This window comes from Micromonospora sp. NPDC048947 (assembly GCF_040649495.1).
GTDB classification, from domain to species: domain Bacteria; phylum Actinomycetota; class Actinomycetes; order Mycobacteriales; family Micromonosporaceae; genus Micromonospora; species Micromonospora alfalfae.
Genome location: NZ_JBEZFO010000007.1, coordinates 218,667 through 233,217 on the forward strand (window position 1 = coordinate 218,667; position 14,551 = coordinate 233,217).

At 71.1% G+C, this 14,551-nt stretch carries 13 protein-coding genes; 5 read left to right on the plus strand and 8 right to left on the minus strand.

Annotated elements, in window-relative coordinates; translation table 11 throughout:
* Nucleotides 1-383 precede the first annotated feature (383 nt).
* A complete protein-coding gene (locus AB0B98_RS13060; protein ID WP_357362659.1) occupies nucleotides 384-935 on the minus strand; it encodes a GNAT family N-acetyltransferase in 552 nt (183 codons plus the stop codon).
* Nucleotides 936-986: 51 nt separating this feature from the next.
* Here AB0B98_RS13060 and AB0B98_RS13065 point away from each other — a divergent pair, with 51 nt between their 5' ends.
* Entirely contained in the window at nucleotides 987-1,838 is an 852-nt protein-coding gene (locus AB0B98_RS13065; RefSeq protein ID WP_357362660.1) for a YhjD/YihY/BrkB family envelope integrity protein, read from the plus strand.
* 116 nt (nucleotides 1,839-1,954) lie between these two features.
* Here the strand turns inward: AB0B98_RS13065 and AB0B98_RS13070 are convergent, their stop codons facing one another.
* The 4 genes from AB0B98_RS13070 to AB0B98_RS13085 form a co-directional block, all read right to left on the minus strand.
* Nucleotides 1,955-3,076: an ABC transporter permease gene (locus AB0B98_RS13070; RefSeq protein ID WP_357362758.1), complete on the minus strand. Its 1,122-nt coding sequence runs from the start codon at nucleotides 3,074-3,076 to the stop codon at nucleotides 1,955-1,957.
* 86 nt (nucleotides 3,077-3,162) lie between these two features.
* Complete coding sequence (locus tag AB0B98_RS13075; RefSeq protein ID WP_357362760.1) at nucleotides 3,163-3,852, minus strand: ABC transporter ATP-binding protein; 690 nt, start codon at nucleotides 3,850-3,852, stop codon at nucleotides 3,163-3,165.
* Nucleotides 3,852-4,985 carry a peptidoglycan-binding domain-containing protein gene (locus tag AB0B98_RS13080; protein WP_357362662.1) on the minus strand — a complete coding sequence of 378 codons (1,134 nt, stop codon included), beginning with the start codon at nucleotides 4,983-4,985 and terminating at the stop codon, nucleotides 3,852-3,854. The genes AB0B98_RS13075 and AB0B98_RS13080 overlap by 1 nt, the downstream gene beginning before the upstream one ends.
* Entirely contained in the window at nucleotides 4,972-5,586 is a 615-nt protein-coding gene (locus AB0B98_RS13085) for a hypothetical protein (RefSeq protein ID WP_357362664.1), read from the minus strand. The genes AB0B98_RS13080 and AB0B98_RS13085 overlap by 14 nt, the downstream gene beginning before the upstream one ends.
* Nucleotides 5,587-5,699: 113 nt before the next feature.
* On the opposite strand from AB0B98_RS13085, the gene AB0B98_RS13090 reads away from it, so the two are divergent.
* The 3 genes from AB0B98_RS13090 (at nucleotide 5,700) to AB0B98_RS13100 (ending at nucleotide 10,003) form a co-directional block, all read left to right on the plus strand.
* Nucleotides 5,700-6,395: a response regulator transcription factor gene (locus AB0B98_RS13090; RefSeq protein ID WP_357289432.1), complete on the plus strand. Its 696-nt coding sequence runs from the start codon at nucleotides 5,700-5,702 to the stop codon at nucleotides 6,393-6,395.
* Entirely contained in the window at nucleotides 6,385-8,292 is a 1,908-nt protein-coding gene (locus tag AB0B98_RS13095; RefSeq protein WP_357362666.1) for a HAMP domain-containing sensor histidine kinase, read from the plus strand. Before AB0B98_RS13090 ends, AB0B98_RS13095 begins: the two co-directional genes overlap by 11 nt.
* Nucleotides 8,293-8,407: 115 nt before the next feature.
* Entirely contained in the window at nucleotides 8,408-10,003 is a 1,596-nt protein-coding gene (locus AB0B98_RS13100) for an NAD(P)/FAD-dependent oxidoreductase (protein WP_357362668.1), read from the plus strand.
* A gap of 95 nt (nucleotides 10,004-10,098) precedes the next feature.
* Here the strand turns inward: AB0B98_RS13100 and AB0B98_RS13105 are convergent, their stop codons facing one another.
* Nucleotides 10,099-11,679 (minus strand): Rieske 2Fe-2S domain-containing protein, encoded by a 1,581-nt coding sequence (locus AB0B98_RS13105; protein WP_091400310.1) that lies wholly within the window; start codon nucleotides 11,677-11,679, stop codon nucleotides 10,099-10,101.
* A gap of 198 nt (nucleotides 11,680-11,877) precedes the next feature.
* Here AB0B98_RS13105 and AB0B98_RS13110 point away from each other — a divergent pair, with 198 nt between their 5' ends.
* The gene (locus tag AB0B98_RS13110; RefSeq protein WP_036412111.1) at nucleotides 11,878-12,099 is read left to right on the plus strand and encodes a DUF2631 domain-containing protein; all 222 of its coding nucleotides are present in this window, start codon (nucleotides 11,878-11,880) and stop codon (nucleotides 12,097-12,099) included.
* A gap of 86 nt (nucleotides 12,100-12,185) precedes the next feature.
* Here AB0B98_RS13110 and AB0B98_RS13115 read toward each other — a convergent pair whose 3' ends face one another.
* Entirely contained in the window at nucleotides 12,186-13,349 is a 1,164-nt protein-coding gene (locus AB0B98_RS13115; protein WP_357362669.1) for a DivIVA domain-containing protein, read from the minus strand.
* Nucleotides 13,350-13,380: 31 nt separating this feature from the next.
* Nucleotides 13,381-14,538: a 23S rRNA (adenine(2503)-C(2))-methyltransferase RlmN gene (gene rlmN, locus AB0B98_RS13120; RefSeq protein WP_091400305.1), complete on the minus strand. Its 1,158-nt coding sequence runs from the start codon at nucleotides 14,536-14,538 to the stop codon at nucleotides 13,381-13,383.
* Between the last annotated feature and the right edge of the window lie 13 nt (nucleotides 14,539-14,551).

Genomic DNA, 14,551 nt, shown 5'->3' on the forward strand with positions numbered 1-14,551 from the left:
AGCGCCGGCCGACGCGAGAGGGCCGGTGTCGAGAGAGACGGGATGGCACGGGCGGCGCGGGGGCGGCGCTCGTCCTGGAAACACCAGATGGGTACGACCATCAACGGGCCTCCTGAGGAGGCCCGTTGAATCTTCCGGGAGCATGCACAGAATCGTGCACGCCTTTGTCGAAATCTTGCATTACTTTGGCCAAAGGTTACTGACGTGCTACCGGAGCGTCAACACTTCGACAGCAGTCACTATTGACGGACTTCCCTGCCCCCCGACGGCTGCCGCCCGCACCGACCGGCCCACAAATTCGGGGAAGGTGTCGCCCCCGACCACTGGAGGCCAAACCTTCCCCGGAGTTGCGCAGGATCTTGCGTCAGGTCGTACGGGAACGATCAGGCATCTGATGCCGTCAGCACGAAGGTCTCCAGCAGCTCCCCGCCGTACCAGTCGGTGCGCTGACCGACATGCCTCATGCCCAGCCGCCGAGCGACAGCCATCGACGGCTCGTTGCTCGGCGACACGACCGCGTAGATCTCCCGGGTACCGGCGGCGAACTCCCGGGCCACCACCGCGCGGGCCGCCTCGGTGGCGTAGCCGTGACCCCACGCGTCCGGGTGCAGGTGCCAGCCCACCTCGATGTCGTCGGTTCGGCGCGACTCGTCGCGCCCCGGCAACGGCTTGAGCAACACGGTGCCCACCACCTGACCCGTCTCGCGTACCTCGATCGCCCAGGTGCCGTACCGGCCGCCGTCGTCGGCGTGCCGCTCCTGCCAGCTCCGCAGCCGCTCGACGGCCTGGGCGGGGTTGGTCATCGGCAGACCCGACGCCACACCCAGATATCGACTGACCTCGGGACGCGAGTAGATGTCGTAGATCCGGGCCAGATCGGCCGGATCGTCGGTCCAGTCGCGCAGGATCAGGCGTTCGGTAGTGAGAACAGTCATGACCGGCGATCTTAAGGAGTGACGGCCTCGACGACAGGGAAGGAGAACCCGATGGGCAACGGATGGCAGCGCGCGAAACGGATCACCACAGCCGCGTTCCGTCCGGTGCGCGGACGGGACCTGTCGCTGCACGCCGCCGCGATCACCTTCTACGGGGCGATCGCCGTGGTGCCGGTCGCCCTGCTGGCGATCTGGCTCACCGCGCTGGTGGCCGGGGCCGACCGGGTACGCCGGCTCACCTCGTACGCCGTGGAAGCCCTGCCCACCGCGATCGGCGCGCCCCGGGCGGTGGAGGCACTGGTCGACGCCGGGGTGGGGTTGACGCCGCTGCTGGCGCTGGCCTCCCTGCTGCCCGCCTCGCTGTATGGCGAGGGCCTGCGCAGGGCGTTCGTTTCGGTGGCCGCGCCCCGCACCGACGAGCACCTTGTCGGCTGGCGGGGCCGGCTCCTGCTGATGCCACTGCTCGCGCCGGCCCCCGCGCTGCTGCTGTCGATCCTGTTGGCGCTCCCGCTCACCACTCGCCTCGTACGCCAGGGCGGTTGGCTCGGTGTACTCGGCGTGGTGCTGTCGTTCCTAGCGGTCTGGCTGGTGCTCACGCCGGTGCTGGTGTGGGTGTTCCGGGTCGTCGGGCCGGCCTCACCGGACTGGCTCTCCACCCTCGGGATCGGGTCTTTCACCGCGGCGAACCTCTCCGGATTCCTGCACGGCTTCGTGCTCTTCGCCTCGCTCCCGCTGGACCTCGGAGTGCCCTTCGGCGGCTTCGACGACATCGGCGCCGGCGTGGCGGTCCTCCTCTGGCTCTACCTGTTCCATGTGATCGTCCTGGCCGGCTACTCCGCCACCCTGGCCCTCTCCAATTGGCGCACCACCCGCCCCCACCCACCCCACCCACCCCACCCCTGAGCCTGGTCGATCATGAAGTTATTGCCGCTCCACTCGGCGTGTCGGGGCAATAACTTCATGATCAACGCGGGCTGGGGTGGGAGGGGGAGGGTGGCGGCGGGTGGCGGGTGGCGGGGTTAGGGAGTGGAGAGGGCTTCGGTGGGGGTTAGGCGGGCGGCTCGGATTGACGGGTAGACGCCGGCGATCACCCCTACCAGGAGGGCGCCGGTGATTCCGCCGAGCACCGCGGTCAGTGGGATCGTGGGCGGCCAGCCCTGGTAGCTGGCGTAGCCGACCGTCGCGAGCACCCCCAGGACGGCCCCGGCGGCACCGCCGAGCACGCTGAGCAGCACCGACTCGGTGAGGAACTGCACCCGGATCTGGCCGCGGTTCGCGCCGAGCGCTCGGCGTAGACCGATCTCCCGACGACGCTCCAGCACCGAGATGACCATCGTGTTGGCCACGCCGATCCCACCGACCAGCAGGGCGACCGCCGCCAACCCGAGGAACAGCGCGGAGAAGCTGCTCTCGGTGGCCCGTTTCGCGGCGAGCGCGTCGGAGGGGCGGCTGACCTGGACCAACCCGGGCAACTGCGGGTTGAGGGTGGCCGGCAGCACGGCGCGGACGTCCTCCAACGCGTCCTCAGTGGCCCGCAGGTAGACGACAGTGGGGTGACCGTCGAAGTCGAGCATGGCCTTGGCGGCGTCCCACCCGACCAGCACCGAGCGGTCCAGATCCGGGGAGAGCGGCAACGGGTCCAGGATGCCGATCACGGTGAACCAGCGCTCGCCGATGAACACCTGGGGTGGTTGCCGGGGATCCACAGTGGCAAAGCCGAGCCGGCTCGCCGCTACGTACCCGAGGACTGCTGTCGGAAGCTGGGCCGAGCCGGCGTCGAGGGCCCGCCCGCTGCGGATCCGGCCGTTGACAGTCCCCAACAGGTCCGGCCGGGACGCGAGCACTGTGAGCCCGGACGTGTCGTAACGGTCCAGCAGGTCGTTGCGGCGTACGGCGGTGTGCGTGTTCGCGACCGCGCTCGCCGTCTGGACCGGCCCGATCCGCGACACCATGGCAGCGGCGTCCTCGGGCAGGAGGACGGGCGGGTTCTGATCCGGCACGGGCTCGACCCGCAGCAGGTTGGTGCCGAGGGCGGAGAGCTGGTCCATCAGGTCGCGCTGGCTGGACGCGGGGATACCCACCACGACCACCAACGTGGCGATGCCGATGGAGATGCCCAGGGCGGAGAGGACTGCCCGCATCCGGCGGGTGGTCAGGCCGAGCAGACCGAGCCGGAGTACGTCGGTCGGGGCGAGCCGGGTCGACCGGGTGTCACCCGGGGACGGACTCACACCCCGCTCCCGGTGACGGTGTCGGCGACGATCCGGCCGTCGCGGATCTCCACCTGCCGAGGCGTACGGGCGGCGAGATCGCGGTCGTGGGTGATCACCGCGATGGTGGTGCCCTCCGCGTTGAGGTCTGTGAGCAGGGCAAGAACCGCCTCTCCGTTGACCGTGTCGAGGGCGCCGGTCGGTTCGTCGGCCAGCACCAGCGCGGGCTCGTTGACGAGCGCGCGCGCTATCGCCACCCGCTGCCGCTCCCCGCCGGAGAGCTGCTGCGGCAGGTGGTCGACACGGTGCGCCAGGCCGACCCGGGCCAGCGCCTCGATCGCCGTTCGGCGACGGCGGCGGCGGGGCACCCCGGCGTAGAGCAGGCCGGTGGCGACGTTCTCGGCGGCATTCAGCCCGTCGGTGAGGTGGAACTGCTGGAAGACGAAACCGAGCCAGCGGCCCCGCAGCGCGGAGAGCCGACGGTCGGACAGCGCGGTGACCTCCTGCCCGGCGACGCGTACCCGACCGCTGGTCGGCAGGTCGAGGGTGCCCATGATGTTCAGCAGCGTGGACTTGCCGGACCCGGACGGCCCGACGATGGCGAGCATCTCGCCCGCGCGCACCGTCAGTGAGACGTCGTCAAGCGCTGTCACCCCGCCGGGGTACGTCCTACTGACTGCCTCGACGCTCAGCACCGGTTCGGCGATCACGATGCCGTCATGACGTCGAGGCCCTCGGTCACACCGGTGCCGCTGATCTCCACCAGACCCCGCGCGAACATCCCGGTCTCCACGGCCACCAGCCCACCGTCGGGCAGTTGCAGCGCATGCCCGCCCTCGCGGAGCGCCACCAGCGCGCCGACCGGCACCGCGAGCACGCCCTTGTGGACGGCGGTGGTGAAGCGGACCTGCACCGTTGCCGCGTCCAGCTTGGCCACGTCCGCTGCCCGGGTCGGTGCGACGAGGACGTCAACCGTCGGCGGGCTGCCCTGCCCGGTGCCGTCGTCCGAGCCACCGCCGCGCACCGTCTGCGAGATCGAGGCGACGGTGGCCGGGATCTCGGAGCTGTCCGGCAGGGCGACGACCACTGCGGCGCCCACAGTGATGGTGCCGACCTCGGTGGCCCCGACCGGCACTGTGACCAGCTTGACCTTCTCGGTGACGGCCAGCAGCTCACCGGCGACCGGGTCACCGGGCAGCGCCTTCACCGCACTGACCCGGGCCGGCCCGGTCAGCACAGCTGCCTGCCCGACCTCGATCGTGCCCGTGGGGTCCAGGCCGAGTGCCTGCTGCCACTTCTTGATCGCGCTGACCAGACTCTTGGTGAGCAGTGCCTGACCCGTTCCGATCTTCGTGCCGTCGGTGCCCCGGGACGGCTGCGTACCGGTCTGGTAGCCCAGCGCCTTCAGGTTGTCCGACACGATCCGTACGTCGCTGCCCACCAGACCTGGCTTGTCGAGCGTGCGGAAGAGCGGCGTCCCGCCGAACAGCACCGGCACCGGTCGGTCGTTGACCCAGTAGAGCGCCTTGCCCCGGGCCACCGTGTCGCCCACCTTCGGCAGCCGGGTGACGACGCCCTCCCCCGCGCCCTTCACCAACCGCTCCGGGCCGAAGCCGAGTGTGCCGTTCAGCGAGCGGCTGTCCGACAGGTCGGCCCGGGTCACAGTCGTCGTGGCGACCGGCGGCGGGGCGCTCGGGGCGTCACCGCCGGGGTGACGCCGCAGAGCCAACGCCCCGACGCCCGCACCCACGGCGACCACCACTGTCACCACCGCCACCACGATCGCGGTACGCCGGGTCGTCCGCCGACCAGGGCCGTCGGTCGGGTTACTGCCGGGCACCGAAGATCTCCATCGTGCATTCCTTGTCGAGCTTGGCCACGGCCTGACCGTCAAGTCCGTTGGTCGGGTCGGCGACCCCGTCGTCGTAGGTCCAACCGGAGCCGTCCGGCAGCGAGTGGATCTTCATTCCGCGTCCACGCAGGCACTGGACGTAGTCGTTCCACTGACTCACGTAGTTCGGGTTCTTCTTCGGATCCAGCTCCGGCGGCTGGAGCGGCAGCTTGTTCGCGCACGCCACGTACGCCGCCTTCGGCTCCCCGCTCTGGTCGAGGGACAGGCCCGTACCGTCCCCCACCGGGCCGGGTTGTGACCGGCCGTCGTTCAGCTTCACGCCGTTGTCGTGCAGGCAGATGTTGTACGTCCCCCAGAGCCGCTCCTCCTCCTCGTCGGTCATGTCCAGGCGTAGCTGTGGCCGACCGTTGGCGGCGCCACCGGTGGGGGTGGCGCTCGCCCGGGCGGACGGGGTGACGAGCGACGCGACATCGCCGCTGGCGGTGCCCTTGTCGGCGCTGGACGCACCGCCGCCGCAGCCGGTGAGGGCGACGGCGAGCACCGTGACCGCGGCGAGGCCGGCCGCGACCCGATGGGTTGAGTTGGTCATGGCGTGCAGCTTCACGCCCGGGTGTCAGAGACCTGTAAGGAACCGGTCGTCATCCGATAGTCCCAGCTCAGCGGCAGTGCTGGAACCGGTCGGGGCCACGTACAGTCGCTGCCGTGTGTGCGTACGTGCTGGTGGCCGAGGACGACCAGAAGCAGGCGGAGCTGGCGCGCCGGTATCTGGAACGCGAGGGGCACGAGGTGGTCGTGGTGGCCGACGGGCGGGCCGCGCTGGAGCAGATCCGGCAGCGGCCCCCGGATCTGCTGGTCCTCGACGTGATGATGCCGAAGGTCGACGGCCTGGACGTCTGTCGCATCCTGCGCCGGGAGTCGGACCTGCCGGTGCTCATGCTGACCGCCCGGTCGACCGAGGACGACCTGCTGCTCGGCCTCGACCTGGGCGCCGACGACTACATGACGAAGCCGTACAGCCCGCGTGAACTGGTCGCCCGGGCCCGCAGCCTGCTGCGCCGGGGCCAACGGACGCAGGCGGACCCGGTGCTGCGGGTGGGCGCGGTGCACGTCGACCCGGTGCGCCACGAGGTACGCAGCGACGGCCGCCTCGTCGACTGCACACCTGGTGAGTTCCAGCTGCTCCAGGCGATGGCCGCCCAGCCCGCCCGGGCGTTCACCAGGGATCAGCTCCTGGGCTACCTGCACGGTTTCGACAGGTACATCACCAACCGGACCGTGGACGTGCACGTGATGAACCTCCGCCGGAAGATCGAGCCGAATCCGCGCAAGCCGGCCCGGTTGGTGACCGTGTACGGCATCGGATACAAGTTGGTCGAAGAGTCCCCCCGTGTCGGTTGAGGTCCCGCTGCGCCGCAGCCTGCTGCTCCGACTGCTGGCGCTGGCCGTCCTCATCGCCATCGGCTCGATCGCGGCGACCGCGTGGCTGGCCGTCCGCACCACCACCGGAGCGATCCGGCAGGAGCAGGGGCAGGCGCTGGCCGACGACGCGCGCATCTACGACACGGTGCTCGCGTACGCGGCGACCCATCCGAACTGGGACGGGGTCGACGCGGCAGTTCGGCCGCTCGCCCAGGACGTCGGCCGGCGGATCGCCCTGACCACCGAGACGGGTGCGCCGATCGCGGACTCGGCACCCGGCGCGGGCCCGTTGCCGACGACGTCGTCCGCGGCCGTCGACGCGCTTGCCGTCGACACCGCGCTGATGCCCGGCACCACAATGCCGGGCGGCGGTGACGGTGGCGCCAGCCGCATCGACCCGCGCGCCATCGGGCCGTACCAGCTTCCACCTGAGGAGCGCGCCGCGCTGCGCGACGAGGCGGCCCAGGCGGTCCAGTGTCTGCGGCTCCGGGCGCAGATCGACGCCACCGTCGTGGACGGGCCCACCGGCCGCCCCCGCATCGACACCCCCGGCACCGACCTCGCCGACAGCGCCGTCTGCGGCCAGGCGAGAGAGGATCTCGCGACCCGTACGGCCACCGAGGGCAAGGCGCTCGCCCAGCTCAACGCCCTGGTGAACACCTGCCTGGCGCGGCGACGCCTGCCCGCCGTGCAGGTGGACCTGAACTGGACCTGGACGAGGCAGCCGGCGGCCAGCGCACCCGATTCCCGCAGCGCGGCCGGCGTCGACCAGGAGCACAACCGGGCGGTCAGCGCCTGCGTCGGCACCAGTCGACGCGAACAACTCCTGCCGTACGTCGCTCCGGCCGCGACCCTCTTCGTCACCGACCCGGGCGGTCGCCCCTCGACCACCTTCGACCTCTCCCCGGCCAACCAGACCCGCATCGTCGCTGTCGCCGGCCTCGTCCTGCTGGTGACGATCGGCTTCACAGTCCTCGCCGGCATCCGGCTGACCCGCCCGCTGCACGCGCTGACCGGGGCCGCCCAGCGGATGCGCGACGGCGACGGCGCCGCCCGGGTCCGGGTGACCGGCCGCGACGAGATCGCCCGGCTGGCCGAGGCATTCAACGACATGGCCGAGCGGCGGGAACGGCTGGAGCAGTTACGCCGGGCCATGGTCAGCGACATCGCCCACGAGATGCGTACGCCGGTGAGCAACATCCGGGGTTGGCTCGAAGCGGTCGAGGACGGCGTCGCGGCCCCCGATCGCCGGCTGCTCTCCTCACTGCTGGAGGAGGCGACGGTGCTCCAGCACGTGATCACCGACCTGCAGGACCTGGCCGAGGCCGACGCGGGCGCGCTGCGGCTGCACCCTGAAGAGGTCTACCTCGCCGACCTGCTCGCCCAGGTCGCTGAGGCGCACCGGGCCCAGGCCGACCGGGTCGGCGTCACCATCACGGTACGCACCGAGGCCGACCCGCGGGTGCACGCCGACCCGGTGCGACTCCGCCAGGCCGTGGGCAACCTGGTCGCCAACGCGGTGCGGCACACCCCGTCGGGCGGGCGCGTGACGATCAGCGCCAGCGCGAACGACGCCGAGGTCGTCGTCTCGGTGGCCGACACCGGCAGCGGTATCAGCGCCGAGGACCTGCCCCGGGTCTTCGACCGCTTCTGGCGGGCCGAGAAGTCCCGTAGCCGGCTGACCGGCGGCAGCGGCCTGGGCCTCGCCATCGTGCGCAAGCTCACCGAGGCCCACGGCGGCACAGTCAGCGCCACCAGCACCCCCACCCAAGGCTCCACCTTCACCCTCCACCTCCCCCACCCCTACCTCCCCCCACCCGCCGGCCCGGTTGATCATGAAGTTATTGCCACTCGGCGCGGCGTGTCGTGGCAATAACTTCATGATCAACGGACGACGGGGTGGGCGGGCAGGTGGGGCGGGGTATGGGGCGGGGTAAGGGTGGGGTGGAAGGGGTGACCTGGTTGGGCAGGGCGGACTAGGCTGCCGCGGCATGAGCAGTGAGATTCCGGCCCGCGCCGACGTCGTGATCGTCGGTGCCGGGCACAACGGTCTGGTCTCCGCAGTCCTGCTGGCCCGGGCCGGCCTGGACGTCCTCGTGCTGGAGGCCGCCGACGTGATCGGCGGCGCGACCCGCACCGAGAACCCGTTCCCGAAGGTGCCGGGGCTGCGCCACTCCACCGGGTCGTACCTGCTCGGGCTGATGCCCCCGGAGCTGCTCGCCACGCTCGACGTACGGATTCCGGTGCTGCGCCGCGACCCGCACTACTTCCTCCCCACCCCGGGCGGCCTCGGCTCGCCGTACCTGCTCTTCGGCAGTGACACGGCCGCCACCCGGGCGCAGCTCGCCGATTTCTTCTCCCCCGGTGACGTAGCCGCCGACGACGCCATGCAGGCCGAGTTGGCCGCGCTGCGGGAAGACCTCGCCCCGGCCTGGCTGGCCGAGCCGCTGAGCGTCCAGGAGACCGCCGAGCGGCACGTCCGCCCGGCGCTGCGCCAGGTATTCGTCAACCTCGTGCAGGGTTCGGTCGCCGACTACCTGGCCCGGTTCGAGTTCCGCTCCGAACTGCTGGTCAGCATGTACGCGGTCACCGACGGCCTGTCCGGGCTCAACGCCGGCCCGGACGACCCCGGCACCGGCCACAACTTCCTCGTGCACAACATGTGCCGACTGCCCGGCTCCGGCGGCACCTGGATGATCGCCGAGGGCGGGATGGGCACCGTCTCCCGGACCTTCGCCGAGGCCGCGCGCGCCGCCGGGGCCAGGATCCTGACCGGTACGCCGGTGCACGCGGTGACGCTGGACGGCGGCGCGGCGAGCGGAGTGGTGCTGGCCGACGGTCGGGAGGTCGCCGCTCGGGTGGTCCTCGGCGCGTGTGACCCGTACCGGCTGATGGACCTGTTGCCCGACGGCGCGCTCCCGGCGCGGCTCGGCGAACGGATGGCGGCGGTCCGCCGGCCCGGCACCACCCTCAAGCTGAACCTGGCGCTCACCGGGCTGCCGCGGTTCTCCTGCCTGCCGGACGGCACGCCGAGCCCGTTCGGCTCGACCATCCACCTGCTGCCCGGGTCGGCATCGCTGGTCGGCGGGGCGGAGGCGTCACCGATGACCGCGCTGCGCGCCATGTGGGCGGACGTGCAGGCCGGGCTGCTGCCGGCGGAGCCCACCATCGAGTGGTACCTGCACACCACAGTCGACCCGTCGCTCTCCGACGCCGCCGGGCACCACTCGTCGGCGCTCTTCGTCCAGTCCGTCCCCTACGAGTTGGCCGGCACCACCTGGGACGCGGAGCTGCCCGGCTACGTCGACCGGCTGCTCGGAATCGTCGAGCGGTACGCCCCCGGCACCGGTGACCTGATCGCCGACGCGGTGCCGCTGCCGCCGCCCGGCATCGAGGAGCACTTCGGCATCACCGGTGGGCACATCCACCACGTCGACAACACCGTCTCGTTCACCGACCGGATGCCCTACGCCACCGGCGTCGACGGTGTGTACGCCGGCAGCGCCGGCTGCCACCCGGCCGGCAGCGTCATCGGCGCGGCCGGCCACAACGCCGCCCGCCGCATCCTCACCGACCTGGGCCGCTGACCAGACTCCCGCGATCTTGCACTTTCGGACGCCGATACGGGTGGTATGCCCCGCTCAGGCGCGACAGCAAGTGCAAGATCGCGGTGGTGAGGGGGTCAGATCACTGCCTCGCCGGCGGGAGCCGGGGTTTCCGCGTCCACCCGGTGGGCTCGCACCTTGTGGCCCACGCTGGTCAGGCAGCGGCCGCTGGGCAGGTCGAAGCGCCAGCCGTGCAACTGGCAGGTGAGCTGGTCGCCGTCGACGATGCCGAAGCGGGTCAGGTCCGCCTTCAGGTGCGGGCACCGCCGCTGCACCACCCAGTCGCCCAACGTGATGTCCTCGGCGTCGGTGCTGCGCTCGTGCTCGTCGTACCAGCCCTCGGCGTACTGGAGCCGCTCCTCGGAGAGACACTTGAAGAACGCGTAGACGAACTCGTTGTACTGGCCGATCCGGGCCGCCGAGAACCGGCAGGACAGGAAGAGCGAGTTGACCCAGTCCACCTCGTCGATGAAGAGCAGGTGCTCGATCAGCGACCGCTCGGTCCGGAACCGGTAGCGCACCTTCTCGTCCGCGTACGGCCGGACCTCCTTGCCGGGGAAGTCCACCACGATCGACTCGACGCTCTCGCCGTCATACCCCACCAGGTCGAAACGGACCGGACCGCCGACCCCCTTGGCCAGGTAGATCGACTCGTCGAGCAGCGGCTCGATCCGACGCTTCATCTCGCCGAGCACGTCCACCTCGGGGTGCCGCCAGGACGCCTTCTCCGCCTCGATGATCGGGCGCTTACGCTCCCGCATCTCCTCCAGGTGCGCGACCTTGTTGGCGAAGAACTCCTGCACCGGCACCGGGTGGGTGGTGCTCGCGCCCTCGGTGGTGACCTCGGCGACGCTGCCCGGCAGCAGCACGATCCCGTTGGTGCCACCGACCTTGGCGTACTCCGACAGGAAGACCGACTGGTCGGGGAAGATGTTGCCCTCGTCGCCGTGGATGTCGTTGAACTGCCACAGGGCGTCGTCGAGGAAGCACGGCGGGCCGGCGATCGGGAAGACGTGCGACGCCTTCAGGTCGTCGATGTACCGCCAGGTCCGGTCGAACTGCCGGTCACGCTTCTGCTTACCGAACGCGGTCTTCGCCGCCTGCGGCAGTTCGTAGACCATCGGGTACCAGATCGCACCGGAGAACTGGAGCAGGTGCGCGTGCACGTGCCCCAGTTCGGCGAACACGCTCAGGTCGGTGGGGCGGGCGTCGTTCTGGTTGAGCAGCCGCACACCCTCGTACTCGACCCAGAGCGAAGAATCGCCGATCGGCCCGTCGGTCGGGCTGGTCAACGCCTGAATCATGATCTTCAGGCCGCCGGGCAGCTCCACCACCTGCTCGTTGGGCGCCTTCAGGAACTTGGTGAAGCCCAGCGCCCGGAACTCGTCCTCCATCTCCGAGGTGGGGAACTCGGGGAGCAGGACGGTGGCGTCCTTGGAGACGAAGTCGCGCAGGTGCTTCGCGTCGAAGTGGTCCCGGTGCAGGTGGGAGACGTACAGGTAGTCGACCTGCCCCAGGCTCTCCCAGTCCAGCAGTGAATTGTCCGGGAACGGGAACCACGACGCGAAGTAGGCCGGGTTGACCCACGGGTCGCACAGGATGCTGCCCGCGGCCGTGTCGATCCGCATGCTGGCGTGCCCGGTTCCGGTCACTCGCACCGCACAGTCCCCCTCAAACAGACAATCAGGTGTACGCCAAACGCTACCGGAGCGAGTCTGACCGCCGCCCCGCGACGCCGGTAGTGCCATCCAGCCCAGGTGGGGCAGGGCCGATGGCCAGGAAACCCCCACCCCACCGCACCGCGTACGAGGCGTGCCAGACTAACCAAAGATCCGATCGCGAGGGAAGGACCGACAGTGGCAGGAAGCGAGCCGGTAACGTCGCCAGACCAGCACAAGCCCGGGCACCGCAAGGCCGGGCAGATCGGCGCCGTGCTGTCCGCACTGGCGCTGCTGGCGATGATCTGCGGCAACCACGAGGGCAGGGTCGAGGACATCTGGCTGATCGGCCTGGCCGCGCTGCTGCTGATCATCGTGATCGGCGACATCGTGTTGCGGCGCAGCGGTCTGCGCTCCTGACCCGACCCACCGCCGGACGACCGGCCGACGTACGCCGAGGGCCCGCCCCCACCCGGGGGACGGGCCCTCGTCCGTATCGCGTCGGGTCAGCGCCCGAAGAGGATGTCCTGCACGTCCTTGAGCGCCGCGTCGACCTCGGCCTCGAAGTAGCCACCCGGCACCAGGCCGAACCGGAGCGTGTCCAGGTCCTTCGGGTCGACAGGCATCGGGTTCCGGCGCTGCATGCCACCGAGCAGGGTGTCGAAGAACCGGTCCACCTGGTCGGGGTCGTACCCGCTGCCGAACCGGCGCACCTGGAAGCTGCGACGGATCTGGTCGACCCGGTACAGGTCGCTGCCGGGCGGACCGGCCATCGGCGGACCACCCATCGGCGGGCCGCCCATCGGGGGGCCGGCCACCGCGGGCGGACCGGCCATCGGCGGGGCACCCATGCCCTGCTGCGGCAGCGGAGGCGGACCGGCCGGACCACGGCGCATGTCGCGCAGATCCCGCTCCGGCATCCGGATCTCGGCCGTCATGTCGGCGCGACCGTGCCGCCCCGCCTCGAAGCCGTCGAAGCGCGGCTCCTCCGGCGGCGGCGGATAACCGCCGGGCGCGCGCTGGTCGTCGGGGCCGTACCCGCCGCGCTGATCATCCGGGCCGTAGCCACCGGGTGAGCGCTGGTCGTCCGGCGGGCCGTACCCGCTGGGACCGGCGGGCAGGCCGCGCTGCGGCATGCCGTGGCCACCCATCGGGCCGGGGCCCATCTGGCCACCGGGGCCCATCGGGGGGCCGGCCGGGCCACGTGGCGCGTCGTAACCACCGCCGCGGGGGGCGTCGTACCCACCGGCGAAGGCACCGGTCGGCTCGTCGTAGCGGCCGTAGGGCGGGCCGGCCTGCGCGGGCATCGGCCGGGGCGGCATCGGCTGCGGGACCATGCCCCGGTCATCACGCATCGGCGGACCCATCCGGTCCGGTGGGCCCATCCGGTCACCCATCCGGGGGTCGCCACCGCGCCCGGCGCTGTTGCGCTCCTCCAGCTCGGCCAGCTGCCGCTCGACCCGGTCCAGGTGCAGGTCGACCTGCCACTCGTCGTAGCCGTTGAAGCGGACCCGGAAGACGACGTCATGAACCTCCTGGGAGGCCACCGGGGCACCGACCTGTCGGCCGTCGAGCGTCGCCTCGACCCGGTCGAGGAAGGCATCCACCTCGTCGACCTTGTATCCCCGGCGGAGCGCCTTGCGCCGGAAACGCTGACCCTGACTCGCCACTATGTCTCCTGGTCTCGTTCGCCACGCCCGGTCACGCCGGTGCCTCTCCGGCGCGGTCGGTGTTGGTGTCGTTGTCTTCGGCGGCGGCAAGCTGGCCACACGCGCCGTCGATCTCGCGACCTCGGGTGTCCCGAACTGTGGTGGACACCCCGGCGTCGCGCAACCGCCGGACGAACTCCCGCTCGACCGGCTTCGGGCTCGCGTCCCAGCGGCTGCCCGGCGTCGGATTGAGCGGAATGAGGTTCACGTGGGCCAATTTGCCGGCCAGCAGCCGCCCGAGCAGGTCGGCTCGCCACGGCTGGTCGTTCACGTCCTTGATCATCGCGTACTCGATCGACACGCGGCGGCCCGTCCGGGCGGCGTAGTCCCACGCTGCGTCCAGCACCTCGGCTACCTTCCAGCGCTGGTTTACCGGCACGAGTTCGTCGCGCAGATCATCATCGGGCGCGTGCAACGACAGCGCAAGGGTCACTGAGAGGTCTTCGCTGGCCAGTCGGTGGATAGCCGGAACCAGGCCGACAGTGGAAACGGTGATGTGCCGCTGGGACAGACCGAGCCCCTCCGGTGCCGGGCTGACCAGCCGACGGATCGCCGCGATCACCCGGTTGTAGTTGGCCAGCGGCTCGCCCATGCCCATGAAGACGACGCGCGACAGCCTCGGCGGGGAACCGGCGACCACGCCGGAGGCAGCCACCCCGGCCATGTACACCGCCTGGTCGACGATCTCCGCCGTCGACAGGTTACGGGTCAACCCGGCCTGGCCGGTCGCGCAGAACGGACAGGCCATGCCGCAACCCGCCTGGCTGGAGATGCAGACGGTCACCCGGTCCGGATAACCCATCAGCACGCTCTCCACCAGCGCACCGTCGTGCAGCCGCCAGAGCGCCTTGCGGGTCGCGCCGTCATCGCAGGCCAGCTCGCGCACCGGGTTGAGCAACGTCGGCAGCAACTGGTCGGCCAGCCGCTCCCGGGTCGCCGCTGGCAGATCGGTCATCGCCTGCGGGTCGCGGACCAACCGCCCGAAGTAGTGGTTGGAGACCTGCTTGGCGCGGAAGGCCGGCTCCCCCAGCCCGGTGACCAACGCCTGGCGGCCGGCCAGGTCCAGGTCAGCGAGGTGCTGAGGGGGCATGGAGGCCCGGCGCGCAGCGGGGGCGACCGAGATGGCGGGGATCAAGGGCAGGCTCGTCATGGCTGGTCCAGTG